This is a genomic window from Butyricimonas faecalis, from assembly GCF_003991565.1.
GTDB lineage: Bacteria > Bacteroidota > Bacteroidia > Bacteroidales > Marinifilaceae > Butyricimonas > Butyricimonas faecalis.
The window spans coordinates 198,453-212,786 of sequence record NZ_CP032819.1 but is presented as its reverse complement, the minus strand read 5'-3'; the positions used below and the strand labels follow the sequence as shown (position 1 = coordinate 212,786).

The window sequence follows — 14,334 nt, the reverse complement described above, 5'->3', positions numbered from 1 at the left end:
ACAATAAAGGAGAACAACTATGAAAAGAATATTACTATTCGGTTTATTAGCAGGGTTATTGAACGCTTGCAGCAAAGAAAACATCCCTTTATATGACTCACAGCATTACGTGCAATTCGTGAATGATTACACAGATTCAATGGAGATATCGTTCTTCTTCTACGGTTCGGTACAACAAATAGAAATACCGTTGCCCGTAAAACTTGTGGGTATGCCCTTAACCGAGGCAAAAGAAATAGTATTAAAAGCAAACAGTCAATACACAACAGCATCATCCTCTCAATTTGCACTACCGGACAAAGCTTTGTTTAAAGCCGGTCAAACAATGGACACGCTTTACATCACGTTAAAACGGGAAGGCTTGAATCAAAAAGTACGGCTAGTTGTCGATATCGCTGACGGTACGGAAATACTTAGCGGGCAGAGCCTGTATTCCCGACAAATTATATGGTTCAGCACGGAGATATCCCGTCCAGCATGGTGGGATAATGACGTAGAAGATGTTTTCTTGGGAAAATATTCCATACCTAAATTCCAAAAATTAATTGATGTTACAGGTACCGGTAACTGGGAAAACAAAAACTATGACGAGCGTAGAGCCCTTGCTTTACAATTCAAACGGGAATTATTACGGTTACGTTATGCAGGAACACCTTATCCGGACGAAGAATTGGGATTAGACGATATGTCCACGGATATCCCTGTATTAGGTTATTAACCATCACATGAAAAGAAAGAATATTATGAGAAAATTAATGATATTATTTGGGGCATGGTTCATCTGCGGATTAGATGCATGTGTGAACGACGACGGGAATTACAATTATTTGCCTCAAGATTTAGTGACAATAGAATTACCGGGAAGCTCAAACTTTGGCTCATCCTGTATCGAAGGAACAGAATTCGTTCTCGAACCCAAAATTACTTGGAAAAATCCAGAAGATGAAGTCTATTTCACTTACACGTGGATCGTTGACAAGGACACAATTTCACATGATAAGGTGTTGAAATATATTTTCCCAGAAATCAAAGACTTCTACGTGTCATTATATTTGACAGACGAGAGAACAAATATTTCCTATAAGAACAGTGGAATATTTATTCTCCGCGTGGAAACTCGTTACAAGACAGGATTCATGGTACTTTATAAAGAAAGTAGCGGGACTTCCCGTCTTGGATTCATAAAAGTACCTGGTAACGGTGAAACACCAGATGGATTTAAATATTGGAATGAAAAAGAATTATACAAACAATTCCACGAGGGAGAAGACATGGGAAGCAATCCCGTGAGATTAATTCAACATTTTTCTTCAGGTATCAGTGCAAACGATCAAATTCTCGTTATTCAACGCGGTGGACAAGGCTCCTTAGAATTGGATGGGGTAACTCTAAAAAAAGTTATTTTAACGAAACATGAATTTGTAAATGAAGAACTTCCCACAATATTCGACCCGTTGGATGTTTGCTACAACGAGAGAATAAACCTGTTGTTAAACAGTGACGGAAGTCTATACAATCGCATGATTACCATTTCGGATGCATTTCAATCCAATGCTTATAGTAATATACCTATGAATATTGACGTGGATAACGGTGTCAGTGGTGGTAATATCACACTATTGGCACAACCGGCAAACTCCTCGATGACAAACACGATTTTAGCGTATGACGCTACACCGGAACACAAACGTTTTATTCTAGTTTCCATGGCAGGAAACAACCGTGCAGGAATGGCTGTCGTATCCTCAAGTGCAGGAGAATGGCCGGCAAACTATGTACCGCTGGACAATCTGGGGGATTACAATCTGGTATACGCTTGTCCTTATAAAGACGACCTGATGACCAGTTGGAACGATGCCTATTTTTACTTCATCTTAAAAGATGCAAACGGAAAACACTGGATACAATCTTGCTACATGCCATCTTCATCTATTGGGAAATTACAAATTAACCCCGTTAGTGATATATTAAAAGAATTACCTCAAGGAGATCAGATCACTGCTAAAACAAAGTTCTTATGTCATCGCTCCGGTGATTATCTGTTCTTCACTGGCGGTATAAATAACGACATACTATATTGTTATCAAGTGAATACAAACAAAACAACCGTATTTTTCAATGCAAAAGCTACAATCACGGCTTTAAGTTTCAATGAAGGATACACGATGTTCGGTTATACAGGAATTGCTATCGGAACCACAAACGGAAAAGTTCATTTTGTTGATGCTTCCAGAAATTCCATTATATCAGAGGGCAACCCGACTATATACAAAGAGTTTGAAGGATATGGCGAAGTTGTTGATATTATCTACAAACACACATCAGCCATGATGCAATATAATTAATTTAAATATACACATAGTGAAAAAGCTGGCTATAATCCAAAATAGTCAGCTATTTTTTATATTTATTCACTCATATCCGTGCTTCTACTACATCTAGGCCCCAAAATTTATTGGATACATTATTTCGACATCTGTGATGTTTCCTTCTTTATTTTACTAATCTATACTCAAGATTCTCTGAAGCGGCACACGAAACTATATTTCAAGCAATAAACGAACCATTTTTCCTTCAATATCAAATTGTCGAACACGGAAACATTATAACATAATATCTTTACACCATTAAATTATTCCCAAAAACACTTTTTTCATCCATTTCTATTCTGTTTTAGATTCTTCATGCTTAATTTTGTATAACTTTGTATAGAACAATACATGATAGTCTGTCGTAAATGATTTACGACACTATCATTTACGATGCAAACAACACACATAACTTATAGCGTATGAAAAAAGTATTTGTAACACTAGCAATTATTATCGTGCTAATTATTGTCACTCTGATGGTTATACCCACCTTTTTCAAAAGTGACATACTACGATTAATCGAGGAGAAGTCCTCAAAATACATCCAGGCCGAACTGGCTATCGAGGACGTGCATCTAAGCATGTTCAAGAACTTCCCGAACTTAAGCGTTTCACTAGAAAACGTGGTCATTTCCAAGCAAGAAACGGACACTCGGGACACTTTAATCAATATTCCTCTTTTCGAAGCATCCGTAAATTTACGTTCCTTAATTTCCGGTAAAGAGATCATAATCAATAATATTTTATTAAAAGATTGTAATTTTATGCCTAAAGTCAATGTCGATGGAAAAGCCAACTGGGACATCATGGTTCCCTCCGACACGACAGAGGTGAAAACAGAAGAAACACCCACGGAAACCACAGAAGAGTCCGGATCGGAAACCGCCATCGCTTTCAACAACATCGAAGTACGTAACTTGATGTTAAATTACCAAGACGAGCAAGCACAGATGTTTGCCCGGATTGATGCCGTAAACATGGCATTGCAAGGAAATTTTTCCGAAACGAACACCATACTAAACGTGTTATTGGAACTGAAAAACATATATTTACGTCAAGGAAAGAGCGTATGGGTTAACAACACCGATTTCAACTGGCAGGCTGAAATCGCTGCCAACTTGAAAGAACTCCAATTCGACATCAAGAAAAACGATATGTCATTGAATGACTTGAAATTAGATTTAACCGGAAATATCGATATTGATGACGATAAATACACGATGGACTTGAATCTAAATGCACCCGACACGAAATTCGAAAGCCTGTTAGCGTTAATTCCCAAAGACTTCCAGAAAGAAATCGAGGGTGTCAAAACTTCCGGAGAATTCCAACTTAGCCTATCTGCAAAAGGGGAATATTACGAGAACCACCTTCCCACTTTTGACTTGCGTTTCAACATTTTAAACGCGAATCTGAAGTACCCGGACCTTCCAGAATCGGTTGAAAAAATCAATCTAAAACTGGCTGTCACCAACCCCGGTGGACCCATTGCGCAAACCAGGGCTGATTTAAGCACTCTGACTTTCACGGTTGCCAACAACCCGTTCAACATGAACCTGCTTGTAGTAAACCCGGACGACCCGACATTAAAAGGGGGAATGAAAGGCATTATCAATTTCGAGAGTTTAAAAAAAGCTTTACCATTAAAAGATATCACTTTAAATGGAATTTTAACAACGGATCTCTCTTTTGATGGAAAATATCAATATATCGAGAAAGAACAATATGAAAAATTCACGGCAAACGGTAAGATCGCCTTACAAAACGTGTTATTCAAGAATGCAGACTATCCTGCCGGAATTTCCGTTCCATCCGGAGAGGTAACCATCACCCCTGCCCGGTTGAATTTGAAAGACCTGAAAGTAAAAATCAACTCTTCAGACTTCGCCTTGGCCGGTTATCTTGCCAACTACCTACCGTACATGTTCAAAGATCAGACTTTAAAAGGCAACTTCACTTTGAATTCAAACAAAATAGATTTGAATGAATTCATGGCAACCATGACGACTTCAGAGTCCGACACGACGCAGGCTACAACAACACAAAGTTCTGCCCCGGCAGAAGAAACTTCAAGCGTATTGGCTATTCCCAAAAATATCGAACTGGCCTTTGGTACGAATATCAAAGAAATCTTGTTTGACAGTCTCGTGATAAACTCCATCAAGGGAAATATCGAAACATCCGGTGGTATTGCCACGCTAAAAAACCTAAGCATGGACATGCTGAACGGCAACCTGATCATGAACGGGGCCTACAACACGGCAAACCCGGACAAACCCTCCGTGGACTTGAATTTGCGGGTTACCGACATGGATATTCACTCGGCATACAACGCCTTCTCTTTCATCAAGCAAAGCCTACCGATCGCCATGAACTGTAATGGTAAAATATCCGCTGCCATGAAATTCAGTTCGGAATTAGACAAGGAAATGAGCCCGATCATGACGACGGTCAATGGTGGAGGTAGCCTCTCAACCAAGGGATTTGTTCTGAATGATAATCCAGCTATGACCCAACTAGCCAGCCTGCTGAAAAATGACGAGTTAAGCCGTTTAAGCATTTCCAACTTGAAAATAGATTTCAAGATAGAGCAAGGAAATATTATCGTGGATCCATTTACTACTAATATCGCGGGTAATCCAACCACATTCTCTGGTAATCAAACCGCTGATGGCAAAATGGATTACACGATGTCTATGAACATTGCCCGCAAATATTTCGGAAAAGACATTGACAACGTACTGAAGTCCATCCCCGGAGCCAATAACATTCAATCCCTGGACGTTGATGTCAAACTTGGTGGTACATTGGATAAACCGACAATTACTCCCGATCTGTCCAAAGCATTGAAAAAAATAGAAAAAGAAGCTGGTAAAGAATTAAAAAACAACCTTTTGAAAGGATTGGATAAACTATTCAAATAAAAGAAATGGAGGAGCGTAAAACTATTCTAAAAGAATTACCACGCTCCTCCTATATATTTTCCATCAATATCTCCGGCATAATCATCAGACAAAACGGTATTTAAACATCAACGCCCCTCGTCAATTTATTAACAATCAAAACCGGGTCGCTTAAAATAACGGGCTTTCGGGAAAAAGTGATCAATCTCCAATCCCAACTGTTCCAAAACCACGATCAAATGAGATATACTCGTTTCAAAGTTTGACAAACACGTTCTCAAAACCATCCACGCATTTTGAGAAATCTCGACAGCCAATAATGCAACCTTTGCCGATCCATTATAATCATCCTCTTCCTGTGTGGCATTAATTTTATCCGAATAGATATAATACCCGTACAATGCTCTTCTAATCTTAGCGTGGATTAAATCCAAATACCAATTTACCTCTAACAATGCATCCTTGACTTCTTTCGTTCTGGGTGCATCACCCTCTTTTATATTGGCCTCATCAAACCATTGATAAATACTTTCCTGACACTTCTCTGCCAATGTCTTATAGATCCGATCACATTTCACAAGATCTTCCCGTTCTATCTGCCTACCCGCCTCTTCATCCTCATCTTCCAAATCCTCGTAATCCTCTCCCCAGAATCCCCGATCCACCTTCTCCGAGGAATAAATATCTTCTATCGCCATTCCTCTTTCTTCCGCCAACTCTCGCAACACGTCAAAAGTAGAATCAAAAATATTTTTCAGACGAGCCAACGCCGACTCGTCATCATCCGGCATCTCCTCACCCAAGTTTACTTTCGTCCGTTCCTTCAATTTCTTCCCCATCATGAAACTCATGCAACGAAGCTGCAATGGACAACGTTCACACCATCTGTCGCAATAATTATAGATACCCGGTACGAAACCAGTATCTATAATCTTTTTTTCTTTTTTCTTAGGCACGCTCTATAATCTTAACCGATTAATTTTTTATAACGTATGCGTTTCGGGGTAACATCTCCCAAACGTTTTCTCTTACTTTCCTCATATTCAGAGTAACTCCCCTCAAAATATACCACTTTAGAATCACCCTCGAAAGCCAAGATATGGGTTGCGATACGATCCAGAAACCAACGATCATGCGACACGACCACGGCACATCCCGCAAAGTTTTCCAATCCCTCCTCCAAAGCACGTAACGTGTTCACGTCAATATCATTCGTAGGCTCGTCCAGTAGCAGCACGTTAGCATCTTCTTTTAATGCTAAAGCCAAATGCAGGCGATTACGCTCTCCACCAGACAATACCCCGCATTTTTTTTCCTGATCTGTCCCGGAAAAATTAAATTTGGAAACATAAGCCCGGGCATTCACTTCTCGTCCTCCCAAATTTATCAAATCACTTCCTCCCGAAATTACCTGATAAACCGTCTTCTCCGGATCTATTGCTTTATGCTGTTGATCTACATACGCAATCTTCACGGTTGAACCAACTTCAAATGTTCCTTTATCCGGTTGCTCCATGCCCATAATCAAACGGAACAAAGTAGTCTTTCCCGCCCCATTTGGGCCAATTACCCCAACTATTCCGGCCGGCGGCAATTTAAATTCAAGATCATCGAACAACACCTTATCCCCAAAGGCCTTCGCTACATGCTCGGCTTCAATCACCTTGTTGCCCAAACGAGGACCGTTTGGAATAAATATTTCAAGTTTTTCTTCTTTCTCCTTCACATCCTCATCCATCATCTGATCATAAGCCTTCAAACGAGCTTTACTTTTTGCTTGACGAGCCTTAGGGGCCATACGCACCCATTCCAATTCCCGTTCCAGTGTTTTCCGGCGCTTACTTGCCTGTTTTTCCTCCTGTTCCAAACGCTTGGCTTTCTGTTCCAACCAAGAAGAATAATTTCCTTCCCATGGAATTCCCTCTCCCCGGTCTAATTCCAATATCCAGCCAGCCACATTATCCAGAAAGTAACGATCATGTGTCACGCAAATCACCGTACCGGGATATTGATGCAAATGTTGTTCCAACCATTCCACAGACTCGGCATCCAAATGGTTCGTCGGTTCATCCAATAACAAAATATCCGGTTCCTGCAACAACAAACGACACAAGGCGACCCGACGGCGTTCTCCCCCGGAAAGGAACTTCACTTCCGCATCCGGTTCCGGACAACGCAAGGCATCCATTGCCCTCTCCAACTTCTGGTCAATCTCCCACCCACCATGATGCTCAATTAATTCCGTCAACTCCCCCTGACGAGTCATCAACTTATCCATCTCCTCATCACTCATCGGTTCAGCAAACTTCATGTTCACCTCCTCGTACTCTTTCAACAAGTCCATCACCTTCTGGACACCCTCCTGCACGACCTCTTTCACGGTCTTGGAATCATCTAATTGAGGTTCCTGAGGCAAATAGCCGATAGAATGCTCCTTTGACCAGATTACTTTACCCTCGTAATTCGGATCCAATCCGGCAATAATTTTCAATAATGTCGATTTTCCAGAACCATTCAAACCGATCACCCCGATTTTCGCCCCGTAAAAAAAGGAGAGATAAATATCCTTTATAATTTTTCTTTGAGGTGGTATTGTTTTACTCACACCCATCATGGAAAAAATAATTTTCTTCTCGTCTGCCATACCCATTAACTTACATGATATTATGTTTCACTTCTAGCACACAACTGATTATCCTTAAAATGGATACAAAGATATATTATATCTTCAAATTTTAAAAATATACTTTATTTATTATACGAAGTTTCAAAACGGATGTGTGAACCAAAAGCGTGAACCATTCCCAAACTCCGAATTAACCCCGATATGTCCACCTATCTGCTCCACGATACTCTTACAAATAGATAACCCCAAACCTGTTCCATGAGCAAAACTATTCAATTTCACAAAACGATCAAAAATCTGTTTCTGCTTCCCTTTTTCAATACCCACACCCGTATCCGTCACAGATATTTCAACCTCCCCATCCCTCAACATATATCCCACGGTAATTCTCCCGGAAGGTGTAAACTTGAAAGCATTATTCACAAAATTGGAAATCACCTGACGTAATCGATTCTTATCGCTGTTTACCCAGCATTCCGGCAAATTTGGTACTATACACAAATCCACCCCGGACGGAACTTTCACTCGGAGTGACGTCACGATATCCTCACACAACTGACGCACATCTACCCGATCATACACGAAGTCAAAAGTTCCCGCCTCAATTTTCGACAAATCCAGTATATCCGAAATTAATTGCAACAACAATTCGTTATTCTCCTCCACGATACCGATATATTGCGCACGCTCTCCCTCCTCCTGGGCATAAGCCAATAAATTGGAAAAACCGACAATAGCATTCAACGGGGTCCGAATTTCATGGCTCATATTCGCCAAAAATGCCGACTTCAAACGATCCGACTCCTCCGCCTTATCCTTTGCCATGATCAACTTTGCCTCAGTCTCCTTCAATTCTGTAATATCATAATTAATGCAAATCATCTCGATCATGCCCTCCTGCGGACTATAATTCCTCACTAACACGTTTACCCGAGTCCACGTGTAATGTCCATCAGCCCGTCTAATACGCATATCGTTCCGTAAATGCGTCCGTTTCCCCGCAATTACATCTGAGAAAAAAGCAAGCATCAAATCTCGATCTTCCGGATGAAAATGCGAATACACCCCAATAATCTGTGACAATGGCGTCCCGATTTCTTCTCCCACGTTTTCATACCAACTATCCAGACCGTACCCTTCATAAGTCAAGGCGTTAAAATGCGCATACCCGACTTGTGCATAATCTCCCACCAACGTGAAAAAATTCTTGAATTCCTGGATTTGGTTATATGCCTCCGTGGCTTCCGTCCGGTCCAGACTAATCAATAAATAATTGATCAAATTATTCTGTGCATCGTACAACGTTGTCACCTTTGTCAATAAATTCAAACTCCCACTCTTTTTAGAAGTATAAAGGCCTTTTAATTTTGAAAAATCATATATCAGAGAAAAACTTACATCCTCTCTTTTCCTCATTTTTTCTCTCATTTTCTCCGGTATCAGATGATTTTCAAACATATTAATTCCCAAAACATCCTCTTTCTTTGCCACCCCGAACATCTCAAGATTTCGATCATTCAAGTCGACCAAATACCCGTCTTTATCATATAACTCTATCCCGACCGGAATATTTTGATATATATTACGCAACAAACGTTCACTCCGGTCCAACGCCTCATGAGCAGAGAACGTATCGGTCATATCTGAAAACATCAACACAACCTCATCCGCACAAGGAGAATACATCACGGCATGAAAATATCTATTCTTATCCTCCAGATAATAATTTACATTCCGTGCACCCCCATTCTGCATCACTCGTTCCAAATCCGGCAACCGCTCCAAAAAATGCGGATCGACCTCACTAGCATATTTCCCGATCCAACTATTTCCCCTCGTACTGTAAAGAAGTTGGGCCATTGCATTTGAATCCATGAAATAATAATCCTTCACATGTCCATCCTCAGTATAATACAATTTCATCCGCACATACCCCACCGGCATATGCTTAAACAAATCGGACAAGAACTTCTTCTCCTCTTGCGCCTTCTCTTCCGATTTCCGGAGTTCTATACAAATACTGATAATATTTACCATCGAGGCAAACCACTGGTAATCCTCATTTTTCCACACGTGAGACTTATCCAAAATATCGATACCGGCATACCCGGACACTCCATTTTTTGAAAACATCGGGATAACAATGAGCGATTTCACTCCCTGTTCCGTCAAGCGTCTTTTTTCCTCACTTGCCTCTTCCGGCAACTCGTCCAAACTCGTCAAAATAATCGGGGATGCCTTTCCTGCCAACTGCTTCGTCCACCAAGGAATATTACTCATCGGAAATTTTTCCATGTAACTCTTTTTCTTAAAAGACTTGTAATTTCCCGCTTCGTAACGACATATCTGTGTACGATCTTTCCAATCATACTCAATAATATAAGTACATCCCTCCGGATAATGCTGTATAATATCGCCCAAAATCTTATTGATAACACCGCTCACATCCCCGGAACGAAGCAATGAAAGCAACGATCGTGAGATACTATTTTGCTGGGCGAACAAATTATTCACACGCACCATTGCTGTTTCCTCCGTATCCACGTTCTCCGGAAGATCAAGACACTCCATGAATCCGTAGGTTTTCATGTTCCCCTCCGGATCCACCTCCTTGGAACACAATTTCACTCGTATCCACACTACTTTTCCTTCCACCTCAATCGGGTAAATTTGGTCATATATATTCTGGGTTTTTCCAAAACGAAATTCATTCACCGTTCGCAAACGATAGTCCTCTCGGATCAATTTACGAAAATCGACAAAACTAATTACCCCATCTTCCCCCAAATTTAACAACTCTCGAAGAAAATCAGAACAAACATACTGCTTTTGGGAGAAATCGGCTTCCCACCAACCCATTCGTGCCTTATTCAACAAATCTTGAACATGCCCACTATCGAATCGACCATTATTATCCACGACCTTACAATTTTGATTTACACTAACGCCTAATTTTACAAAAGTAGTAAAATATCATTCACCCTTGGTGCATTTTCAAATTAAAATAGGTTATTAAATTTTATTTTTCAATGCTTCTCATATTTTAGTACAAACTTCTTTTTTAATGCCACACTGATTTATTTGAAACCCCATCTCGTTCATTTCAACCAAGAAGATTTTCGCTTTTAAACTTTTCACCCTATATTTGTCTGTATAAATTTTCGATATGAGTGACTATATTAACGGTATCGATACATTTAAAGAATTGTACACGGATCACTTTCAAGCCGTGTGGGGATTTTGCAATTCCTACCTGAAAGATAAGGAACAAGCTATGGATGCCACGCAGGAGGCATTCTTCAAATTGTATGAACGTTTGAATGATTCGTACACCAAACAAAACGCAGTTGCATTCATTTACATCACGGCAAAAAACATCTGCATGGACATCCTGAGACGAAATAAATTCACGATCGAAGACGCCGAAAAACTAAAGGAAGAATTACCCTCTGAAGACTCGTTTCTAGAGGAAATCGCTACCCAAGAAATGATCCGTTGCGTACATGCCGCTATCAGCCAACTCTCCGGGCGTAGTCTCGAAATCGCCACCCTCGCATTAGAAGGCAAATCCAACCCGGAAATCGCAACCATATTGGGAATCTCCCTTAATTCCGTGAAATCTCTCAAAAAAGGAATGTACACCCAATTACGCAAGATCATCGGGCACAAATACATCATACTTTTCTTCGCTTGTATTTCCCTAAAAAAGTTCACTTAATCCGGCATTCAGAAAAATACAGATGGATTCTTACCTTCTTTTTCTATCGCGGAAAAGGAATGCTCCGAACGGCAAACAGATTCCGGCAATAACGACCTGGTAGGCCCCGTATAAAACACGCGTATCGTTAGCCAGGGCGTTGCCAACAACCGACATACTTCCTCCTTCCTGATCCAATCCGAGCGTGATGATCTGCCACAAGACCACGAAAGCAGCAAGCAGTGAAAAAAATGATCCGAGATACAATAAGCCCGTGGACATATCTTGCTTTACTCCTTTTCGCAAACCGAAAAGAAATACCAGTGCAAACATGACAAACGTAAACCACCCAACAGTCCGATACCCCATGATCATCCCTAAACTACCTATTTCATACCAAGGTAAAAATGTCGCGATCATACCAATGATAGCGATCAAAAAAATGACAAATCTTTGTTTACTCATAACATTCTATATTTTTATTTTTCATTCAAATTTCACTCCTTCTCGATAACGTTTACGAAACAAGTAATGATGAAGTTATCACCTCTTTATTTAAAACAAGTATAAACTTGTTTTTTTTGAAATTATTTACCGTTTTTACTTGAAAATCGCAAGAACAATGAGTAGTTTCGCGCTTTAATAATTAAACAAGGAAAATTCTCACAAATATTGCGTCTACATATGCTAAATGATTATAATATAATATTTAACTTTAATGTTTTTTTGTTATGAAACCGACACATATTGAACACATCGGCATCGCAGTTGCCAATTTGGAAGAAGCCATTCCATTTTACGAAAAAGTATTAGGATTGGAATGCTACGCTATTGAAGAAGTAAAAGATCAAAAAGTAAAAACAGCTTTCTTCAAAGTAGGACAAACGAAAATCGAATTATTGGAATCCACGGATCCAGAAGGACCTATTGGAAAATTCGTGGAAAAAACCGGTGGCGGTATGCACCACATGGCATTTGCCGTAGAAGACGTTCAAGCTGCATTGAATGACGCTAGTGCTGCTGGTTGTCAGTTAATCGACAAAGCTCCGCGTGGTGGCGCTGAAGGTTTAAGAATCGGATTCCTTCACCCGAAATCAACCTGCAGAGTATTGACCGAACTTTGTGGAACAAAATAATTCTCAGACAAATAGCCTATATAAATTATCATATTATGACAAATCAAGATAGAGTCAAGGAGTTAATCGAATTACGAGCTCAGGCAAAACTTGGAGGGGGAGAAAAGCGTATTGAATCTCAACACAAAAAAGGGAAATATACGGCTCGGGAAAGAATTGCCATGTTACTAGACGAAGATAGTTTCGAAGAGTTTGACATGTTCATCACACACCGTTGCTACAATTTCGGTATGGAGAAAACCAAATTTTTGGGAGATGGAGTAGTCACTGGTCAGGGAACAATCGATGGACGTCTCGTATTTGTTTTTGCTCAAGACTTCACCGTTTTCGGAGGAGCACTTTCCGAAATGTTAGCTCAGAAAATCTGCAAGGTAATGGATAAAGCCATGACCGTAGGAGCCCCCATTATCGGATTGAATGATTCAGGTGGTGCCCGTATTCAAGAAGGAGTTAACTCGTTAGCCGGATATGCCGAAATTTTCGAAAGAAACATCTTGGCCTCTGGAGTAATTCCTCAAATCTCAGCCATATTCGGTCCTTGCGCGGGAGGTGCCGTATATTCTCCTGCCCTAACGGACTTCATTCTGATGACCGACCAATCATCTTACATGTTTGTAACCGGCCCTAAAGTCGTGAAAACCGTAACGGGAGAAGATATCACAACCGAGGAATTGGGAGGTGCAGAAGTTCACTCCACGAAATCCGGTGTTTCTCATTTCTTGGCAGAAAACGAGGAAGAGGGTATCGCTATCATTCGCAATCTGCTTTCTTACTTACCTTCCAACAACTTGGAAGAGGCGCCGATTGAGGTATGCAATGACCCGATTGACCGTCTGGAAGACCAGTTAAACGAGATCATTCCTGATAATCCGAACTTGCCATATAACATGATGGATGTCATTGAAGCCATCGTGGATAATGGAAAATTCTTGGAAGTTCACAAACGTTATGCCCGTAACATTATTGTCGGTTTCTGCCGTATGGGTGGACGTTCTGTCGGTGTTATCGCTAACCAACCGAATTTCTATGCCGGAGTTCTTGACATTGAAGCATCTCGTAAAGCAGCACGTTTCGTTCGTTTCTGCGACTGTTTCAACATTCCGGTGTTGACGTTGGTTGATGTACCGGGATTCTTACCGGGACGTGTACAAGAATATGGTGGTATCATCACTCATGGAGCAAAATTAATGTTTGCTTACGGAGAAGCAACCGTTCCAAAAGTAACCGTTACTTTACGGAAATCTTACGGAGGTGCACATGATGTGATGTCATGTAAACAATTACGTGGAGACTTTAACTACGCATGGCCCACGGCACAAATTGCCGTTATGGGAGCCAAAGGAGCTATTGAAGTATTGTACGGTAAAGAATTAGCTGCAATCACTGATCCAGAGGAAAAAGCTAAATTCATTGCCACGAAAGAGGAAGAATACAACTCGGCATTCGCGAACCCGTACAAAGCCGCTTCGTATGGATACATTGATGATGTAATCGAACCGCGCAACACGCGTTTCCGCATTATCCGTGCCTTCCAGTCTTTGCAGACCAAGCGCGTTGTTAACCCGATGAAGAAACATTCAAATATACCGTTGTAAGCCAT

At 40.7% G+C, this 14,334-nt stretch carries 10 protein-coding genes; 6 read left to right on the top strand and 4 right to left on the bottom strand.

The window, feature by feature from the left end; all coding sequences use genetic code 11:
- Positions 1-19: 19 nt before the first annotated feature.
- From D8S85_RS00865 to D8S85_RS00855, 3 genes are all read left to right on the top strand, one after another.
- The gene (locus D8S85_RS00865; protein WP_106624382.1) at positions 20-718 is read left to right on the top strand and encodes a DUF4843 domain-containing protein; all 699 of its coding nucleotides are present in this window, start codon (positions 20-22) and stop codon (positions 716-718) included.
- Positions 719-743: 25 nt separating this feature from the next.
- Positions 744-2,345 carry a PKD-like family lipoprotein gene (locus tag D8S85_RS00860; RefSeq protein WP_172726463.1) on the top strand — a complete coding sequence of 534 codons (1,602 nt, stop codon included), beginning with the start codon at positions 744-746 and terminating at the stop codon, positions 2,343-2,345.
- Positions 2,346-2,791: 446 nt separating this feature from the next.
- Positions 2,792-5,296 carry an AsmA family protein gene (locus D8S85_RS00855; RefSeq protein WP_106624380.1) on the top strand — a complete coding sequence of 835 codons (2,505 nt, stop codon included), beginning with the start codon at positions 2,792-2,794 and terminating at the stop codon, positions 5,294-5,296.
- A 128-nt stretch (positions 5,297-5,424) separates the two neighbouring features.
- Here D8S85_RS00855 and D8S85_RS00850 read toward each other — a convergent pair whose 3' ends face one another.
- The 3 genes from D8S85_RS00850 to D8S85_RS00840 all read right to left on the bottom strand — a co-directional run bounded on the left by D8S85_RS00850 (position 5,425) and on the right by D8S85_RS00840 (position 10,820).
- Positions 5,425-6,231, bottom strand: a complete 807-nt coding sequence (locus D8S85_RS00850; RefSeq protein ID WP_127074707.1) for a hypothetical protein — start codon at positions 6,229-6,231, stop codon at positions 5,425-5,427.
- Between the two features lie 11 nt (positions 6,232-6,242).
- Positions 6,243-7,919: an energy-dependent translational throttle protein EttA gene (gene ettA, locus D8S85_RS00845; protein ID WP_106625216.1), complete on the bottom strand. Its 1,677-nt coding sequence runs from the start codon at positions 7,917-7,919 to the stop codon at positions 6,243-6,245.
- Positions 7,920-8,042: 123 nt separating this feature from the next.
- Entirely contained in the window at positions 8,043-10,820 is a 2,778-nt protein-coding gene (locus D8S85_RS00840; protein ID WP_228423306.1) for a sensor histidine kinase, read from the bottom strand.
- A 247-nt stretch (positions 10,821-11,067) separates the two neighbouring features.
- Between D8S85_RS00840 and D8S85_RS00835 the strand changes: the two genes are divergently transcribed.
- A complete protein-coding gene (locus D8S85_RS00835) occupies positions 11,068-11,619 on the top strand; it encodes an RNA polymerase sigma factor (protein WP_106624377.1) in 552 nt (183 codons plus the stop codon).
- Between the two features lie 30 nt (positions 11,620-11,649).
- On the opposite strand, the gene D8S85_RS00830 is transcribed toward D8S85_RS00835, so the two are convergent.
- The gene (locus D8S85_RS00830) at positions 11,650-12,063 is read right to left on the bottom strand and encodes a hypothetical protein (protein ID WP_106624376.1); all 414 of its coding nucleotides are present in this window, start codon (positions 12,061-12,063) and stop codon (positions 11,650-11,652) included.
- Positions 12,064-12,329: 266 nt separating this feature from the next.
- Here D8S85_RS00830 and mce point away from each other — a divergent pair, with 266 nt between their 5' ends.
- Positions 12,330-12,734, top strand: a complete 405-nt coding sequence (gene mce, locus D8S85_RS00825) for a methylmalonyl-CoA epimerase (protein WP_106624375.1) — start codon at positions 12,330-12,332, stop codon at positions 12,732-12,734.
- Positions 12,735-12,769: 35 nt separating this feature from the next.
- The gene (locus tag D8S85_RS00820; RefSeq protein WP_127074706.1) at positions 12,770-14,329 is read left to right on the top strand and encodes an acyl-CoA carboxylase subunit beta; all 1,560 of its coding nucleotides are present in this window, start codon (positions 12,770-12,772) and stop codon (positions 14,327-14,329) included.
- The last annotated feature ends 5 nt before the right edge of the window (positions 14,330-14,334 follow it).

What these genes read in the sequence shown, in the direction of transcription:
- D8S85_RS00855 (WP_106624380.1), top strand. Translation starts at nt 2,792, where the DNA reads ATGAAAAAAGTATTTGTAACACTAGCAATTATTATCGTGCTAATTATT.
- D8S85_RS00830 (WP_106624376.1), bottom strand. Translation starts at nt 12,063, where the DNA reads ATGAGTAAACAAAGATTTGTCATTTTTTTGATCGCTATCATTGGTATG.
- D8S85_RS00860 (WP_172726463.1), top strand. Translation starts at nt 744, where the DNA reads ATGAGAAAATTAATGATATTATTTGGGGCATGGTTCATCTGCGGATTA.
- D8S85_RS00835 (WP_106624377.1), top strand. Translation starts at nt 11,068, where the DNA reads ATGAGTGACTATATTAACGGTATCGATACATTTAAAGAATTGTACACG.
- D8S85_RS00865 (WP_106624382.1), top strand. Translation starts at nt 20, where the DNA reads ATGAAAAGAATATTACTATTCGGTTTATTAGCAGGGTTATTGAACGCT.
- ettA (WP_106625216.1), bottom strand. Translation starts at nt 7,919, where the DNA reads ATGGCAGACGAGAAGAAAATTATTTTTTCCATGATGGGTGTGAGTAAA.
- D8S85_RS00820 (WP_127074706.1), top strand. Translation starts at nt 12,770, where the DNA reads ATGACAAATCAAGATAGAGTCAAGGAGTTAATCGAATTACGAGCTCAG.
- mce (WP_106624375.1), top strand. Translation starts at nt 12,330, where the DNA reads ATGAAACCGACACATATTGAACACATCGGCATCGCAGTTGCCAATTTG.